The following is a 14,089-nucleotide window of genomic DNA, read 5'->3' as shown; positions in this document are numbered from 1 at the left end:
GTGGCCAGCATCGACCTTGCGATCGCCGGCCTCGCCATCGGAGCGATCGCGGCGCTCTCCGGCATCGGCCTGCTGGTCACCTACCGCACCAACGGCGTCCTCAACCTCGCGCAGGGCGGTATCGCGACCCTTATCGCCTACGTCTACCGCGAGATGGCGGTCGTCTGGGGCCTGCCGGTCTGGCTGTCGGCGGTGCTCGCGCTCGCCGTGCTGTCACCCGGCATCGGTGTGCTGCTCGAACGGCTCGTCTTCCGGCCACTGGCACGTCGGCGCGCCTCGGCGGCCGAGTCGCTGGTGGCCAGCCTCGGCGTCATGGTGCTCACGCTCGGCATGTGCGCCGGGATCTGGGGCCTGGGCGCGCAGACCGACACTCCGGCGGTGTTCCCGAACAAGTCCGTGGGAATCGGCGGGCACCACGTCGGTGTCGACACGATCAGCACGCTGATCGTGATCCTGGTCGCGTGTGTCTCGCTCGGCCTGTTGCAGAGCCGCACCAAGTTCGGCCGGCAGATGCGCGCCGTCGTGGACGACCGCCAGCTGGCCGAGCTCTCGTCGGTTCCGGCCGACCGGGTGGCCGCGGCGGGCTGGGCGTTCGGCACGACGCTCGCCGGGTTCACCGGCATCCTGCTCGCCCCTCGGGTCTCGCTCTCGCCCTACTCGCTCTCGCTCGTGGTGCTCGAGACGTTCGCCGTCGTCGTCGCCGCCCGGCTGGTGAGCCTGCCGGCGGCCGTGTTCGCGGGTCTCGCGATCGGCATCCTGCAGAGCGAGCTGACCCAGTTCACCGTGGACGGCAGTCTGGCCGACGCCTACCGGACGCTCGGGTCGAACCTGTTCGTGGTCGTCCTGCTGGTGCTGCTGCTCGCCATTCCGAACCTGCGCGAGCTTGGTGACGCCGGTTCCGCCGGCAGCTTCTCCAGCCGCGGCGGCGAGGAGGACACCGGCACGGTCGCGGAGCGCAGCAAGGACCTGGTCTGGCGGGTCGCCGGCTTCGTCATGCTGCTGGCGCCGATGCTGTTCGCGCCGTCGGACCTGCGGCACGCGTTCATGGTCCCGGCGCTGGCGCTCATCTTCCTGTCGATCGTCATCGTCACCGGGTACAGCGGTCAGGTCTCGCTCGGCGTCGCCGGTTACGCGGGACTCGGCGCGCTCTTCTCGATGAAGCTCGCCTCCACCGGGATGGTCGGCATTCCGCACCTGCCGGGGCTGCTCGCGATCCTGGTCGGCGCCATCCTGGTCGCCCCCATCGGGCTGGTCACCGGGTACCCGGCCATCCGGCGGCGCGGGCTCACGCTCGCGCTCGTCACGTTCGCCGTCGGTGCCGTCGTCAGCCGGTTCGTCTTCGAGCAGCCGTCGCTGGCCGGCAACCTGACCGTGAACCCGCTGTACATCGGCGGTTGGCAGCTCGGCGACAAGTCCTTCTACGTCATCGAGCTGGTGGGCCTGGGCCTGGGCATGCTGGCCGTGCGCAACCTGCACCGCGGCCGGCTCGGGCGCGCCCTGCTCGCGGTCCGGGACAACACCGGTGGCGCCGCGGCGGTCGGCGTTGACGTCCGCAACCTGAAGCTGCTGGCCTTCACCATGTCGTCGGTGGTCGCGGGCCTGGGCGGCGCGCTGCTCGCGTACAGCGCGTCGTCCTTCTCGGCGGAGACCTTCCAGCCGATCCAGAGCCTGCTGTGGTTCACGGCCGTGATCGTGTTCGGCGCGGACAGCGCGGTCGGCGCGATCGTCGGCGCGGCCTTCATCGTCGCGATCGACGTGATGGCGCCGTCCGGCTCCTCGACGCTGGCCGTCGGCATCCTGGCGCTGGCGCTCGGCTGGCTGCCCGGTGGGCTCGCCTCGGCGGTCCGCGGGCTGATCCGGTTCGTCGCGGAGCAGCTCGCCGACCAGTTCGTCGCACCCGCCTCGCCCATCCGGGGAATCCCGGCGCCGGCGCCCGCGGGTCTGGCGGCGGCGAGCCCTGGAGCCGTCGCCCCGTCGAGCGCGGGAACGAAGCCCGCGGGCGCGTCGGCGTGGCCGACCGGCTCGACGGCCGGCGTCGCCGCCGCCGACCGGGTCGCGGCCAACCGCGGTCTGGCGCTCACGCCGTTCGGCCGCACGCTTCTCGGGCTGGTCGGCGGGGGCGGGACCGCGCGCTCCGCGCCGGCCCCCGTCCGCCCGAACGGTGCCGGCCCCGGCGCCGCCGGTGACGTCGACCGGCGCGCGACGGTCGGCGCGGGCGATTTCGGCTCGCGCAACCACGTCGAAGGGGGCCACCGGTGAGCCGCGCCGAACTGCGGGCGATCGGTCTGGTCCGCCGCTACGGCGGGCTCACCGCCGTCGACCACGTGGACATGTCCGCGCCGCCCGGGATGATCACCGGACTGATCGGGCCGAACGGCGCCGGCAAGTCGACGCTGTTCAGCCTGCTCACCGGCGTCGAGCAGCCCGACGAGGGCCGCGTCATGCTCGGCGACCGGGACATCACCAAGCTGCGGCCGGACAAGCGCTCCCGGCTGGGGCTGGTGCAGACCTTCCAGGTGCCGTCGTTGTTCACCAGCATGACCGTGCGGGAGAACCTGCTCGTCGGCGTGGAGAACCGGCGGCGGGACTATGCCGGTGGCCTGTTCGGCCTCGGCATCCGGCGCAATCCCAAGTACGAGCAGGTCGTCGACGACATGCTCGCCTCGCTCGGCCTGACCGACCTCGGCGCCGCCGTCGCCGGTTCGCTGTCGACCGGGGCGCTGCGGCTGGCCGAGTGCGCCCGGGCGCTGTGCACCCACCCGGACGTACTGCTGCTCGACGAGCCGGCGAGCGGCCTCGACGGCGCGGAGACCGACCGGTTCTCCCAGCTGCTGCGCCGGATCGCCGACGCCGGCGTGGCGATCGTCCTGGTCGACCACGACGTCGACCTGGTGTTCACCGTGTGCGACCAGGTCTACGCGATGGTGGGTGGCAAGGTGGTCGCGCATGGCGACCCGGCGACGGTCCGCTCCAACCCGACCGTTCAGTCCGTGTACCTCGCGCAGGGAGCGATGACATGAGCACTCCTCCCCCGCGGGCGCCGCTGGACAACGCCGACGCGATCGCGGCCGGCAGCTCGGCCGCCGCGCTGGCGGCCGCCGTCGGCGGCCGGGTGCCGCACGCGCCGGCGCCCGGTGGCATCGAGCTGCGGCTGACCGGCGCGCGGGCCGGCTACGGCGCCGTCGAGGTGCTGCACGGCCTGGACCTCGTCGTTCCGGCCGGCAAGGTGACCGCCCTGCTCGGCGTGAACGGAGCTGGCAAGAGCACCACGCTGCGGGTGCTCGCCGGGCTGGTGCCGCTGCGTAGCGGCCCGCTGGCCTGGCGCGGGGACGTCATCACCAAGCTGTCCGCGCTCGACCGGGCCCGGCGTGGGCTGCTGCTGGTGCCGGACGAGCGGGCCGTGTTCGCGAGCCTCTCGGTGCGCGACAACCTGCTGGTCGTCGCCGAGGCGACCGGGAACCCGCACGGCATCACCCCCGCGCTGGACGCGTTCCCGAAGCTGCGCGACCGGTTGCCGCAGCGAGCCGGCTCGATGTCCGGCGGCGAGCGGCGGATGCTCGCGCTCGCGCGGGCGCTGCTGGCCCGGCCCACCGTCCTGATGGTCGACGAGCTCTCACTGGGCCTGTCGCCGAAGGTGGCCGCCGAGCTGTTCGAGTGGCTCGCCACGATCGCCGCGGCCGGCACGACGGTGATCCTCGCCGACCAGTACACCGACGCGGCGCTCGCTATGGCTGACATCGCCTACGTCCTGCACCGCGGCGAACGCTCCTTCGTCGGCGATCCCGCCGAGCTCGCGAACGCCTAAGGACAGCCCAGTTAGTCGCCAAAGCCGGACCACTCCCACGGGTGGTCCGGCTTTGGTGTTTCTGCCTCCCTACGGCTGAGGGGCGGCCACCGGGAGTTTTCCCGGAGACCGCCCCTCAGGGCTAGCTGGCCGCGACTAGGTGGCCGGGATGCTGTAGGTCGGGACGTTGAAGCAGTTCTTAGCCATGTCGTTCGTCTGCGAGGTCCAGCCGGCCACACCGGTCGGGGCCTTCGTCGTCCAGCGCACGACGTTCAGGCAGCCGACCTCGGTCTTCGGTGCCGGGACGACCGGCTTGAAGTCCCGCGGGATCATCAGGCCGTTCGCGTCGTACGTGGTGGTGTTCATGTAGTTCGTGACGCACTTGCGGGTCAGGTCGGACCCGCAGGACTTCATCGCGTCACTCAGCCACATCGCCGAGAGGTAGCCCTCGAACATCCACATGTTCATCTTCTTGACCCGGTCCGGGAAGTACTTGGCGATCGCGTCGCGGTACGCCTTGACCCCCGGGTCGCTCACGTTGTTGTAGTTCTGGTCCTGGCTGACCGCGTAGAAGTTGTCCAGGCAGGTCGGCGTCGAGGCGTACTGCGCGCCGGCGTCGTCCGTCCAGCTCTGCGTGGTGGTGATCTTCGCCTTAAGCGGCATGCCCTGCGACTGGATCGACTGGCAGATCTTCACGTTCGCGTCCGCCGTCAGCGCGTCGTAGACCAGGTCGACGCCGTTCTTCTTCATGTCGAGCACAGCGGCGTCATAGTTCGGCAGGGAGAGGTTGAGCTGCTCGGGGATGACCTTGAAGCCCTCGGTCTTCAGCCCCTCGCTGATCTGCTGCGCGTACTGCTGGGACTGGCCGATGTTGAAGAACACGATGGCGGCGGTCTTCGCGCCGAGCTTGTCCTTGAACCAGCGATAGTCCTGCGTGTCGGCGACAAGCTGGCCGTTGTAGCCCGGGGACTTGCCATCGCGCGGGTAGCCGAACCCACCGTAGATCGAGTACAGGTTCGGGTACTGGTTGTACGCGTTACCGGAGACCGGCTGGCCGCCGACGTCCGGGACGCCCTTGGAGTTCACGTACTGGGCACCGGAGTACTGGAACGACGTGGTGCCGGCCATCGCGAAGATCTTGTCGTCGTCGATCATCTTGTGCACGCAGGTGACGTTGCCGTCGGGGCTGCTCTTGTCGTTGCACGGGTCGACGGTGACCTTGCGGCCGTTGATCCCGCCCGCGTCGTTCAGGCTGTCGAAGTACGCCTGGGCGCCGTAGAGCGAGGACGAGAACACGTCCCCACCGAGGAAGCCGTCCTGGCCCGTCATCACGCCGACCTTGATCGAGGTCGGGGTGACGCCCGTGTCGGAGGCCGTGTTCGTGGCGTCGGTCGCCGCACCAGTGGTCGCGCCGCCGCCTGACGTGCTTCCCCCGTCGTGCACTCGGCTGCCACAGGCGCTGAGCGCCAGCGTCGACAGCGCCACAGCGGCGACGAGCGCTCGGGCTCGGATAGACATGCTCTCCCCTGACTAGTTCCGTGACGCTGCCACGCTACGTCCGGTCGACGCCGCCCCGGCACCCACTGGCCGGGACGCGGCTCACACCCTGCGCGACTGGCGGGCCAGCTAGACCAGCCGCGACAACTTTCCGCGAGATCACAACCGCGCCACGCGACGACCCCACGGGGGTCGAACGCGCGCCGCGGTGTCTCCTAACGCAACGGCAGCAGACGCCGCCACCAGGACCGGCGCACGCCGCTCGCGGAGCTCGTCGGGGCCGGCGCGGGCGCGCTGCTCGGCGCCACATCCTCGACGTCGGCGTCCTCGATCTCGGCGTCCTCGATCTCGGCCTCGTCCACCTGCGCGACGGGCTCCACCGGCTCCGCGATGATCTCGACCTCGGCGACCTCGGCGACCTCGACGGGCGGCTCGGCCACGACCGGCTCGGCCGTCGCGACCGGCTCCGGCGCGACGACTGGCTCCGGGACGACCGGCTCCTCGACGGGCGCCGGCTCCTCGACAGCGGCCGGCTCCTCGGCGAGCGGCTCGGCCGCCACCGGCTCAGCCACGACCGGCTCGGAGGCCTCGGTCGCCCGCTCGACCGGAATCCCGTCGTCGCCCGGTAGCCGGGCCGCCGGAATGCCGGGCACGTCGTCCTGGCCCTGGCGCGCCTCGGGGATGCCCGGGACGGCCGACAGACCATCGCCAGCGGCCCCGTCGGCTGAAGGGCCGCTCGGGATGAGGTTCACGATCTTGCCGTCGGTTCCGACGGCACGCACAAGTCGCCCTTGTTCGGCGAGCTTGCGACACACATTGTTGACAGAGCTGCGGCTGGCGCCGATCGCCTCCGCGAGCCTGCCATCGTCCAAACCACCCGGTGCCTCGGCCAGATGGCCAAGGATCCGGTCCGCAACAGTAGCCACGAAGCTGGACGCTATACGTTATCCGTACCTCCCGGACCAGCGGGGTGTTTCTTCCCGCCTCGCGCGACCGGCCTGGGTCTCAGTCCAGGTGGAGCGCGTCGTCCTCGGCGGCGAGCGGCCAGCCGAGATCGCCGGTCGCGGCGAGCGGCCGGGCGACGGACCTGCCGGTCAGCTGGTCGCCGAGCAGACCGCCGTCGGCGACCAGGCCGGCTGGCCGCGGGTCCGGGTCGCCGTCCGTGAACGGGGTGCCGATCCCCGCGACGTCGTCGTCCAGTACGAGTCCCGACTCGGTGCGCTCCGCGTCCAGGTAGGGGTCCACGTCCGGGACCTCCTGGGCGAGCTGGTCGTCGAGCGACGTGCCCGCGAGCAGCTCGGTCGCGGTCGGCCGCGCCCGGACCTCCTCGCTCGGCCGGTCCGGGGCGTCCCAGCTGTCGTCGAGAGGGTCCAGGCCCGCGTCGGTGTCACCGAGATCGTCGCTGTCCAGGCTCTCCTCGACGGTCAACGGCACATCGTCGAGAACGCCGGACAGGTCACTGCCGTTCTGCGGATACTCCGCGGGCTCGGTCATCACTGCCTCCCGGTGGGTCTGGGTCGAGGCCCCGGTATCCCGGTGCGCCGGCGCGGGCTGCCCGTCTGCCGGTACTCGGGTCGCTTGCCCGAGCGATTCCCAGCAGGAACGGCGGTAATCAGCGCCCGGCGCCCGCACCTGTTCCGGGTCGGCCCGAGGGCCGCAACTTCGATACCGGGCGGCAGAAACTGGTTCGCGACCGCCTCGTCCGGGAAAACCGTATGCCGGAGGTCAGGCCGCGGGCGCGCCCGCGTCCGTTCCGTCATCCTCGGTAAGCAGCGCGTCGCCCGTCGAAGCCGCGTCCGTCTGGTTCTCCACGCAGCCCGACCGCGCCACCGCGTCGTCGGCCGGCCGCGCCTCCAGCAACAGGCGGCCTTCGGCCAGCACGGCCACCCGGTCCGCGACTGCCGACGCCTCGCCGGCCGACCGCGTCGCGTACAGCAACGTGACCCCGACCTGGCGGTGCAGCACGCGCAGGTCCTCGGCCAGGCGGACGCGCAGGCCCTCGTCGTCCAGCGACCCGAGCGGCTCGTCGAGCACCAGCACCTTCGGGCGCCGCACCAGCGCCCGCGCGATCGCCACCCGCTGCTGATGGGCCGCGGACAGCTGCGGCGGGCGGCGGCGGGCGTAGTCGCCCATCCGGACCAGCTCCAGCGCCTCGCGGACCCGCCGCGCCGTCCCCGCCTGGCCCGCCGGCGTCGCCGGCGCACGACCGCGCAGCTCGGGCGCGCCGCCGCGCAGCCCGAAGGCGACGTTGGCCGCGACGTCGAGGAACGGGAAGAGGCCGTAGCGGCCGAACACGGCGGCGACCGGCCGGCGAGCCACCGACAGCCCGGCGACGTCGACGCCATCCACCAGCGCGTGCCCGTCAGTCGGCGTCTCCAGCCCCGCGACCAGCCGCAGCACGGTCGTCTTGCCTGCGCCCACCGGGCCGACCAGCGCGAGCGACTGACCAGCGGCGACGGAAAGATCCACGCCGACCACCGCGGCGCCCGCCGCCCCTGGGAGATGATGTGTCAGGCCCACCAGCCTGACCTCGCCCGCACGCGTGCTCACGCCATGCGCCATCCTCACCCCCACAGGTGCCGCCGCTGCCTGGCCGGACTCCCGAACTGTAGCGAAGCCCAACAAGTCACCGAATCCCTGCTTCCTCCAGCAAGCGGGCCTGGCAATCGACCGGACGCCTTTTCAGTCGCCGGCCCGGGCCCAGCCCGGCGGCCCTCTCAGCCGGGGCTACAGGGCTCAAGACGTGAACGTGATCAGGAGGCACCGATGCCGGCCGTCACCATTCCCGGTGGGACCACCACGCCCGAACTGGGCGGATATCTCGCGACGCCATCTGCCGGCAGCGGCCCCTGGCCGGGAATCGTCATCGCGCACGACGCCTTCGGGCTGACGGACAACGCCCGCGGGCATGCCGACCGGCTGGCGGCGGCCGGCTACGTCACGGTCGTACCGAATCTCTACTCGGCGGGTGGGCTGCGCTGCGTGCGGGCGACGATCAGGGCCGCGGTCGCCGGGACGGGAGCGGCGCACGCCGACCTCGAGGCCGTCCGCGCCTACCTGGCCGCCCGCGACGACTGCACCGGGAGGATCGGCGTGGTCGGGTTCTGCATGGGCGGCGGGTTCGCGTTGATGGCGGCGACCCGGGGCTTCGACGCGTCGGCGCCGAACTACGGCATGCTGCCGAAGGGCGATCTCGACGAGCTTCTCGCCGGCGCCTGCCCGGTCGTCGCCAGCTACGGCGCCCGCGACCTTGGGCTGCGCGGCGCCGCCGCGAAGATCGAGACCGCGTTGACCACCGCCGGCGCGCCGCATGACGTCAAGGAGTACCCGAAGGCCGGGCATTCCTTCATGGACCGCTACCCGGTCCTCTCGGGCCCGGTCGGGAAGGTCATCGGCATGCACCACGACGGTCCGGCGGCCGAGGACGCCTGGCGGCGCATCCTGGACTTCTTCGGCGAGCACCTGCGCTGACGGGCCCGGGCCGCCAGGGAGGGGCCGCCGGGAGGCCTATGAGTGCAGCCAGTGGCCGACGGGGCCCGGCGTGTTGCGGATGATCCAGAAGGCGATCACGGCGATCGGGATCGCCCGGTTCAGCAGGCTCGGCATCCTCGGCGTCCGGACGCCGACGCCGAGCAGGCGCAGGACCGCGACGAACCACCCGACCACCAGGCAGGGCGCCGCGACGACCAGCAGGATGTTGTAGTTCGCCGCCGCGCCGATGTGGCCGTGCAGCAGTTGGTGCAGGCCCCGCATCGATCCGCAGCCCGGGCAGTCCAGCCCGCGGGTCGCCCACTTGAAGGGGCAGGGCGGATAGTGCCCCGGCTGGGCCGGGTCGACCAGGTAGATCATCGTCGAACCGGCCACCGCGACGGCGGCGACGCCCAGGTACCCGGCGAGCCGGGCCCGGCGCGACCAGCTGCGGATCGGCCACGACGGCAGCTCGGGCCCGACAGATGCTGCACTGGTCGGCACGGCACCCGTCGGCCCCGCGCTCGTCGGCGCGACGCTCGGATGATCGGCGGGGCGGCCTGGTCCGGCCGGCTCAGCGGGAACGGACACCACGGACGATCCCAGGTGCGCGGGTCCGCGTGACGCGGCCGTGGACGGACATACTCGGCAGCGTAGCCGTCGCCCCAGGATCCGGGCGAGAGCGGAGGTCCGATGACGGGATCGCACCATCGGCCGGGTGTGGACGCCCACCCGGCGCCGCCGGCCGGTGCGCCGGTGCCGCCGTACGCCGCGCGGGAGGCGGCGGCCGAGCTGCCGGACGGCCCCGGCTACGCGGGCCTCGCGACGTTCTGCGGCCGGCCGTGGCTGGAGACCGAGGCAGAGCTGCTGGCCCGACGCCCGGACGTGGCCGTCGTCGGGGCCCCGTTCGACGTCGCCACCACGCACCGGCCCGGCGCCCGGTTCGGCCCGCGGGCGCTGCGTGCCCTGGCCTACGACCCGGGCACCTACCACCTCGACCTCGGCATCGAGATCTTCGAGTGGCTGGACGTCGTCGACGCCGGCGACGCGCACTGCCCGCACGGGCTGACCGAGGCGTCTCACGCCAACATCCGCGCCAAGGTCAACCAGGTGGCGAGAAACGGGATCTTCCCGCTCATCGTCGGCGGCGACCACTCGATCACCTGGCCGGCGGCGACGGCCGTGGCCGAGGCGGTCGGCTGGGGCGAGGTCGGCCTGCTGCACTTCGACGCCCACGCCGACACGGCCGACATCATCGACGGCAACCTCGCCTCCCACGGCACCCCGATGCGCCGGCTGATCGAGTCCGGCGCCGTCCGAGGGCGCAACTTCGTCCAGGTGGGCCTGCGCGGCTACTGGCCGCCGCCGGACGTCTTCGCCTGGATGCGCGAGAACGGGCTGCGCTGGCACCTGATGCACGAGGTCTGGGAACGGGGCTCGCGCGCCGTCATCGCGGACGCCATCGCCGAGGCGGTCGACGGCTGCAAGGCGCTGTACCTCTCCGTCGACATCGACGTGCTGGACCCCGGGTTCGCGCCCGGCACCGGCACGCCCGAACCGGGCGGGATGAACCCGGCCGACCTGCTGCGCGCCGTCCGCCAGATCGCGCTCGACACCCCGCTGGTCGCCGCCGACATCGTCGAGGTCTCGCCGCCCTTCGACCACGCCGACACGACGGTCAACAGCGCTCACCGGGTGGCGATGGAGGTCTTCGCCGCGCTGGCCCACCGCCGCCGCACCGCCGCCGGCGGCGTCCCCGACCTCCCGGGCACAGCGCCTTAGGGCCTGAGCGACGGCCGGAGGCCCGCCGCCCAGAGTCCCGCGGAACCGGCCGGGCTCCGTCAGGGATTGGTGCCCGGTGCGGGCGCGGCGGTGGGAAGGTCGGCCGCGGACGCCTGCTCGTAGATAAAGATCGCGTCCGTGGTCGCCAACGGCCCCCTGTAGAGGTCGTCGTCTCCGTAAGTGACCGTAGCCGAGGACCAGCCGAGACTGGTCGGCGTCAGCGACCCACTGGCCGAGCCGTCGCGGACGGGGACCTTGACGTCCTTACCGTCGTACTGGAACCGCACGCTGCCGATCAGCGGTGGTCCGCCCGGCTGGGTCGGGCGGACGCTGGCCGTCACGGTGAACGCGACCCCCAGGCGCTGCCTCGCGGGAACCGGCCCGACTGTGATCGTCACCGAGTAGATCGGCTGGAAGAGGGTGGCGGATCGGGCGGGCGCGTACTGGGCGTCACCCGCGTAGTCGGCCCAGATCTCGTGGTCCCGTTGCGTAACCCGGGTTCGGGCCGTCGACCCGTTCTGCCCGGGCTGCAACGTCAGCGCGTACACGTCCGAGAGCGCGCGGCCGTCGGTGACCGTGACCCTGCCGGTGGGTGCCGGGCGACCGGTCTCTCCGACGACCAGCACGTCGACGAAACCGCCGCGCACATAGGTCATGGTCACGGTCGCTCGGCCCAACGCCGTCACCGGTTGGGCCGGGGTCACCGCCCTGGACGTGGCCGTGGGACCGCGACGCGACGGCGCCGGTGTCGCTGCCCCGGATGCACTGCCGGGCGGGGCCGGCGTCACTCCCGTCGAGCCAGGGGTGGCCGGCTCGGCGGCGCCGGGCGACGGGGACACCGCAGCCTGGGTGGAGCGGGCGGTGGTAGTCGGCGTCGTGACGAAGCCCCGGCGGCTGGCGTCGCTGTTGTCGACGGAGGTGGCGGAACACCCGCCGACCGCCAGCCCGCACAGGACCGCGGCCAGCGCCACGAGTGGCCGTGCACCGCTCCAGCGCCGTTCGCGCATCGGTCCGCCCCCTTCGCCCGGATCACGCCGTCGCCCAGGCCATATACGGACAAAAGTCGAACAGGGGGGCGAGGCTATCGGTCCCGTTGGCGCGCCGCACGGTTTGGGCCGGCGGTGGGATTCCGTCGTCTACCTCGGATGGATCGTCCCTGGGCCGTCGCCCGCGGCACCGACCGAGGCACGCGGCCCGCGACCCGCCCAGACCGTCAGCGGCGGCCGAGGGCGTAGCAGGCGATGGCGGCGGTGGCGGCGACGTTGAGGGAGTCGACGCCGGCGGCCATCGGGATCCGGACGCGGCGGGTGGCCGCCGACTGGGCCGCCACGGAGAGGCCCTCGCCCTCCGTGCCGAGCAGGACGGCGAGCCGCGTGTCCGGAGCAGGGCGGAGGGTGGCGAGGTCGGCGGCGTCGGCGGCCGGGGTGAGCGCGAGAGTCTCGAAGCCACGGTCGGCGAGCGAGCCGAGGGCCGAGGGCCACGGGTCGAGCCGGGCGTAGGGGACGGCGAACACCTCACCCATCGAGACGCGGACCGAACGGCGGTAGAGCGGGTCGGCGCAGCGCGGGCTGAGCAGGATGGCGTCCATGCCGAGGCCGGCGGCCGAGCGGAACACGGCCCCCAGGTTCGTATGGGAGACGAGATCCTCCAGCACGAGGACGCGCAGCGCCCAGGAGAGCAGTTCGGCCGGGTCGCGGGCGGGATGACGGGCCATGGCCGCCAACGCACCGCGATGCACCTCAAAGCCCGTGATCTTGGCCATCAGTTCGGGACCGGCGAGGTAGACCGGAACATCAGGGCCTAGCTCGGCGGGGACGGCGTCGAGCCGGTTCGGTGAGACCAGCACGGAACGCGCCCGGTATCCGGCCCGCAGCGCCCGCAGGATCACCCGCTCGCCTTCGGCGATGAAGAGCCCCTCGGCCGGCTCCTTACGCCGTCGCAGCACGACATCGGTCAGGGCGACGTAGTCGGCGACCCTCGGGTCGGCCGGATCGTCGACCGGAATGATCGTCAACGCCATCGACGCAGGCAGGGGGTCAGGCGGCATCGAGGCCGTCATGCGGCCGTAATCCCAGGCCAGCAGAATCGGCGCTCATGACCGCGCAACCGGATGCTCCCTCTCTCACCGCCGACCGGCCCGCCGACCTGCTGGTCGTCGGGGCCGAGCTGGTTGCCACCGTCGACGCGGAGCGCCGGGAGCTGCCCGGCGGTTGGGTGGCGATCACCGACGGGCTGGTGAACGCCGTCGGTGCCGCCGGCGACCCGCCGCCGCGGGCCCGGCGCACGGTTCAGGCCGAAGGCTGTCTCGTGACCCCCGGGCTGGTCAACACGCACCATCACATCTACCAGAACCTGACTCGAGCCTTTGCGCCGTCGCTGCACGGCACACTCTTTCAGTGGTTGTCCACGCTGTACCCACTGTGGTCGCGACTGGACCAGGAAGCGGTCAACGTCTCGGCCTATATCGGGCTTACCGAGCTGGCTCTCGGCGGCTGCACGACCTCGACCGATCACCTGTACGTCCACCCGAAGGGCGGCGGCGACCTGATCGGGGCGGAGATCGCCGCGGCGCGCGAGCTGGGCATGCGGTTCCACCCGACGCGCGGGTCGATGTCGCTGTCGCAGAAGGACGGTGGCCTGCCGCCCGACTCGGTCGTGCAGGACCCGGACGAGATCCTGGCCGAGTCGGCCCGGCTCGTCGCCACGCATCACGACCCGTCGCCGGGCGCGATGGTGCGGATCGCGCTCGCGCCCTGCTCGCCGTTCTCGGTCAGCCCGGAGCTGATGAAGGCGACCGCTGAGCTGGCCGAACAGCTGGACGTCCGGTTGCACACCCATCTGGCCGAGGATCCCGAGGAGGACGAGTACTGCCTCGCGGTCTATGGCCGGCGGCCTATCGACCACTTCGCCGAGGTCGGCTGGGGCGGGAGCCGGGCTTGGGTGGCGCACTGCATCTGCCCGAACGAGGCCGAGGTCGCCCGGTTGGGCGCCTGGGGTACCGGAGTGGCGCACTGCCCGAGCAGCAACATGATCCTGGGCGGTGGGCTGGCGCCGATCCGGGAGTTTCGGGCCGCCGGGGTTCCGGTCGGCCTGGGCTGCGATGGGTCGTCGTCGGCCGACTCGGCCTCACTGTGGATGGAAGCGCGCAACGCCATGTTGTTGGGTCGACTGCGGCACGGTTCCGCGTCGATGTCGGCCCGTGACGCCTTGGAGATCGCGACACGCGGTGGCGCGGGCTGCCTGGGCCGGGTCGGCGAGATCGGGGAGCTTTCCGTCGGTTCGGTCGGCGACCTGGTCGTCTGGCCGCTGACCGGGGTGGCCTTCGCCGGCGCACTGTCCGACCCGATCGAGGCGTGGCTGCGCTGCGGGCCGGTGGCCGCGCGGCACACCGTCGTCGCCGGAAGGCTCGTCGTCGAGAACGGGCTTCCGACGCATCCCGCGCTCGACGAGATGCTGGCCCGGCACCGCGCCATCGCCAGCGGGATCCAGGCGGCCGTCGAGGACACCGGCCCGATCCCGACCCATGCGTGACCGGCCCGGTCCCGACGCATGCGTGAC

General features: G+C 72.4%; 13 protein-coding genes. 6 read left to right on the top strand and 7 right to left on the bottom strand.

Features of this window, described 5'->3' with window-relative positions; translation table 11 throughout:
- Genes I6A60_RS04255 through I6A60_RS04245 form a run of 3 tightly spaced genes read left to right on the top strand, consistent with a single transcriptional unit; the run spans nt 1 to nt 3,805 of the window.
- Nucleotides 1–2,259, top strand: a complete 2,259-nt coding sequence (locus tag I6A60_RS04255; RefSeq protein ID WP_203020314.1) for an ABC transporter permease — start codon at nt 1–3, stop codon at nt 2,257–2,259.
- Complete coding sequence (locus tag I6A60_RS04250) at nt 2,256–3,020, top strand: ABC transporter ATP-binding protein (RefSeq protein ID WP_203020311.1); 765 nt, start codon at nt 2,256–2,258, stop codon at nt 3,018–3,020. The genes I6A60_RS04255 and I6A60_RS04250 overlap by 4 nt, the downstream gene beginning before the upstream one ends.
- Nucleotides 3,017–3,805 carry an ABC transporter ATP-binding protein gene (locus tag I6A60_RS04245; protein ID WP_203055563.1) on the top strand — a complete coding sequence of 263 codons (789 nt, stop codon included), beginning with the start codon at nt 3,017–3,019 and terminating at the stop codon, nt 3,803–3,805. The genes I6A60_RS04250 and I6A60_RS04245 overlap by 4 nt, the downstream gene beginning before the upstream one ends.
- A gap of 135 nt (nt 3,806–3,940) precedes the next feature.
- Here the strand turns inward: I6A60_RS04245 and I6A60_RS04240 are convergent, their stop codons facing one another.
- The 4 genes from I6A60_RS04240 to I6A60_RS04225 form a co-directional block, all read right to left on the bottom strand.
- Nucleotides 3,941–5,302, bottom strand: a complete 1,362-nt coding sequence (locus I6A60_RS04240; RefSeq protein ID WP_203022981.1) for an ABC transporter substrate-binding protein — start codon at nt 5,300–5,302, stop codon at nt 3,941–3,943.
- 194 nt (nt 5,303–5,496) lie between these two features.
- Nucleotides 5,497–6,207, bottom strand: a complete 711-nt coding sequence (locus I6A60_RS04235; protein ID WP_203022980.1) for a helix-turn-helix domain-containing protein — start codon at nt 6,205–6,207, stop codon at nt 5,497–5,499.
- A gap of 79 nt (nt 6,208–6,286) precedes the next feature.
- A complete protein-coding gene (locus I6A60_RS04230; protein WP_203022979.1) occupies nt 6,287–6,775 on the bottom strand; it encodes a hypothetical protein in 489 nt (162 codons plus the stop codon).
- 231 nt (nt 6,776–7,006) lie between these two features.
- A complete protein-coding gene (locus I6A60_RS04225; protein WP_307873522.1) occupies nt 7,007–7,831 on the bottom strand; it encodes an ATP-binding cassette domain-containing protein in 825 nt (274 codons plus the stop codon).
- Between the two features lie 216 nt (nt 7,832–8,047).
- Here I6A60_RS04225 and I6A60_RS04220 point away from each other — a divergent pair, with 216 nt between their 5' ends.
- Entirely contained in the window at nt 8,048–8,752 is a 705-nt protein-coding gene (locus I6A60_RS04220; RefSeq protein WP_203022977.1) for a dienelactone hydrolase family protein, read from the top strand.
- A gap of 36 nt (nt 8,753–8,788) precedes the next feature.
- On the opposite strand, the gene I6A60_RS43335 is transcribed toward I6A60_RS04220, so the two are convergent.
- Nucleotides 8,789–9,340 (bottom strand): DUF2752 domain-containing protein, encoded by a 552-nt coding sequence (locus tag I6A60_RS43335; RefSeq protein WP_307873521.1) that lies wholly within the window; start codon nt 9,338–9,340, stop codon nt 8,789–8,791.
- A gap of 102 nt (nt 9,341–9,442) precedes the next feature.
- On the opposite strand from I6A60_RS43335, the gene speB reads away from it, so the two are divergent.
- Complete coding sequence (gene speB, locus I6A60_RS04210) at nt 9,443–10,531, top strand: agmatinase (protein WP_203022976.1); 1,089 nt, start codon at nt 9,443–9,445, stop codon at nt 10,529–10,531.
- Between the two features lie 59 nt (nt 10,532–10,590).
- On the opposite strand, the gene I6A60_RS04205 is transcribed toward speB, so the two are convergent.
- Both I6A60_RS04205 and I6A60_RS04200 read right to left on the bottom strand, forming a co-directional pair.
- Entirely contained in the window at nt 10,591–11,538 is a 948-nt protein-coding gene (locus tag I6A60_RS04205) for a hypothetical protein (protein WP_203022975.1), read from the bottom strand.
- Between the two features lie 206 nt (nt 11,539–11,744).
- Nucleotides 11,745–12,578 (bottom strand): RNA methyltransferase, encoded by an 834-nt coding sequence (locus I6A60_RS04200; RefSeq protein ID WP_238434722.1) that lies wholly within the window; start codon nt 12,576–12,578, stop codon nt 11,745–11,747.
- 47 nt (nt 12,579–12,625) lie between these two features.
- Between I6A60_RS04200 and I6A60_RS04195 the strand changes: the two genes are divergently transcribed.
- Entirely contained in the window at nt 12,626–14,062 is a 1,437-nt protein-coding gene (locus I6A60_RS04195; protein WP_203022973.1) for an 8-oxoguanine deaminase, read from the top strand.
- Nucleotides 14,063–14,089: the final 27 nt, after the last annotated feature.

The organism is Frankia sp. AgB1.9 (genome assembly GCF_016786355.1).
Taxonomy (GTDB): domain Bacteria; phylum Actinomycetota; class Actinomycetes; order Frankiales; family Frankiaceae; genus Pseudofrankia.
The sequence above is the reverse complement of the archived record's forward strand: the minus strand, read 5'-3'. Positions and strand labels throughout refer to the sequence as shown.

Bases quoted from the DNA above. Each gene is read 5' to 3' on its own strand.
- I6A60_RS04245 (WP_203055563.1), top strand. From the start codon at position 3,017: ATGAGCACTCCTCCCCCGCGGGCGCCGCTGGACAACGCCGACGCGATC.
- I6A60_RS04240 (WP_203022981.1), bottom strand. From the start codon at position 5,302: ATGTCTATCCGAGCCCGAGCGCTCGTCGCCGCTGTGGCGCTGTCGACG.
- I6A60_RS04230 (WP_203022979.1), bottom strand. From the start codon at position 6,775: ATGACCGAGCCCGCGGAGTATCCGCAGAACGGCAGTGACCTGTCCGGC.
- I6A60_RS04220 (WP_203022977.1), top strand. From the start codon at position 8,048: ATGCCGGCCGTCACCATTCCCGGTGGGACCACCACGCCCGAACTGGGC.
- speB (WP_203022976.1), top strand. From the start codon at position 9,443: ATGACGGGATCGCACCATCGGCCGGGTGTGGACGCCCACCCGGCGCCG.
- I6A60_RS04205 (WP_203022975.1), bottom strand. From the start codon at position 11,538: ATGCGCGAACGGCGCTGGAGCGGTGCACGGCCACTCGTGGCGCTGGCC.
- I6A60_RS04200 (WP_238434722.1), bottom strand. From the start codon at position 12,578: ATGCCGCCTGACCCCCTGCCTGCGTCGATGGCGTTGACGATCATTCCG.
- I6A60_RS04195 (WP_203022973.1), top strand. From the start codon at position 12,626: ATGACCGCGCAACCGGATGCTCCCTCTCTCACCGCCGACCGGCCCGCC.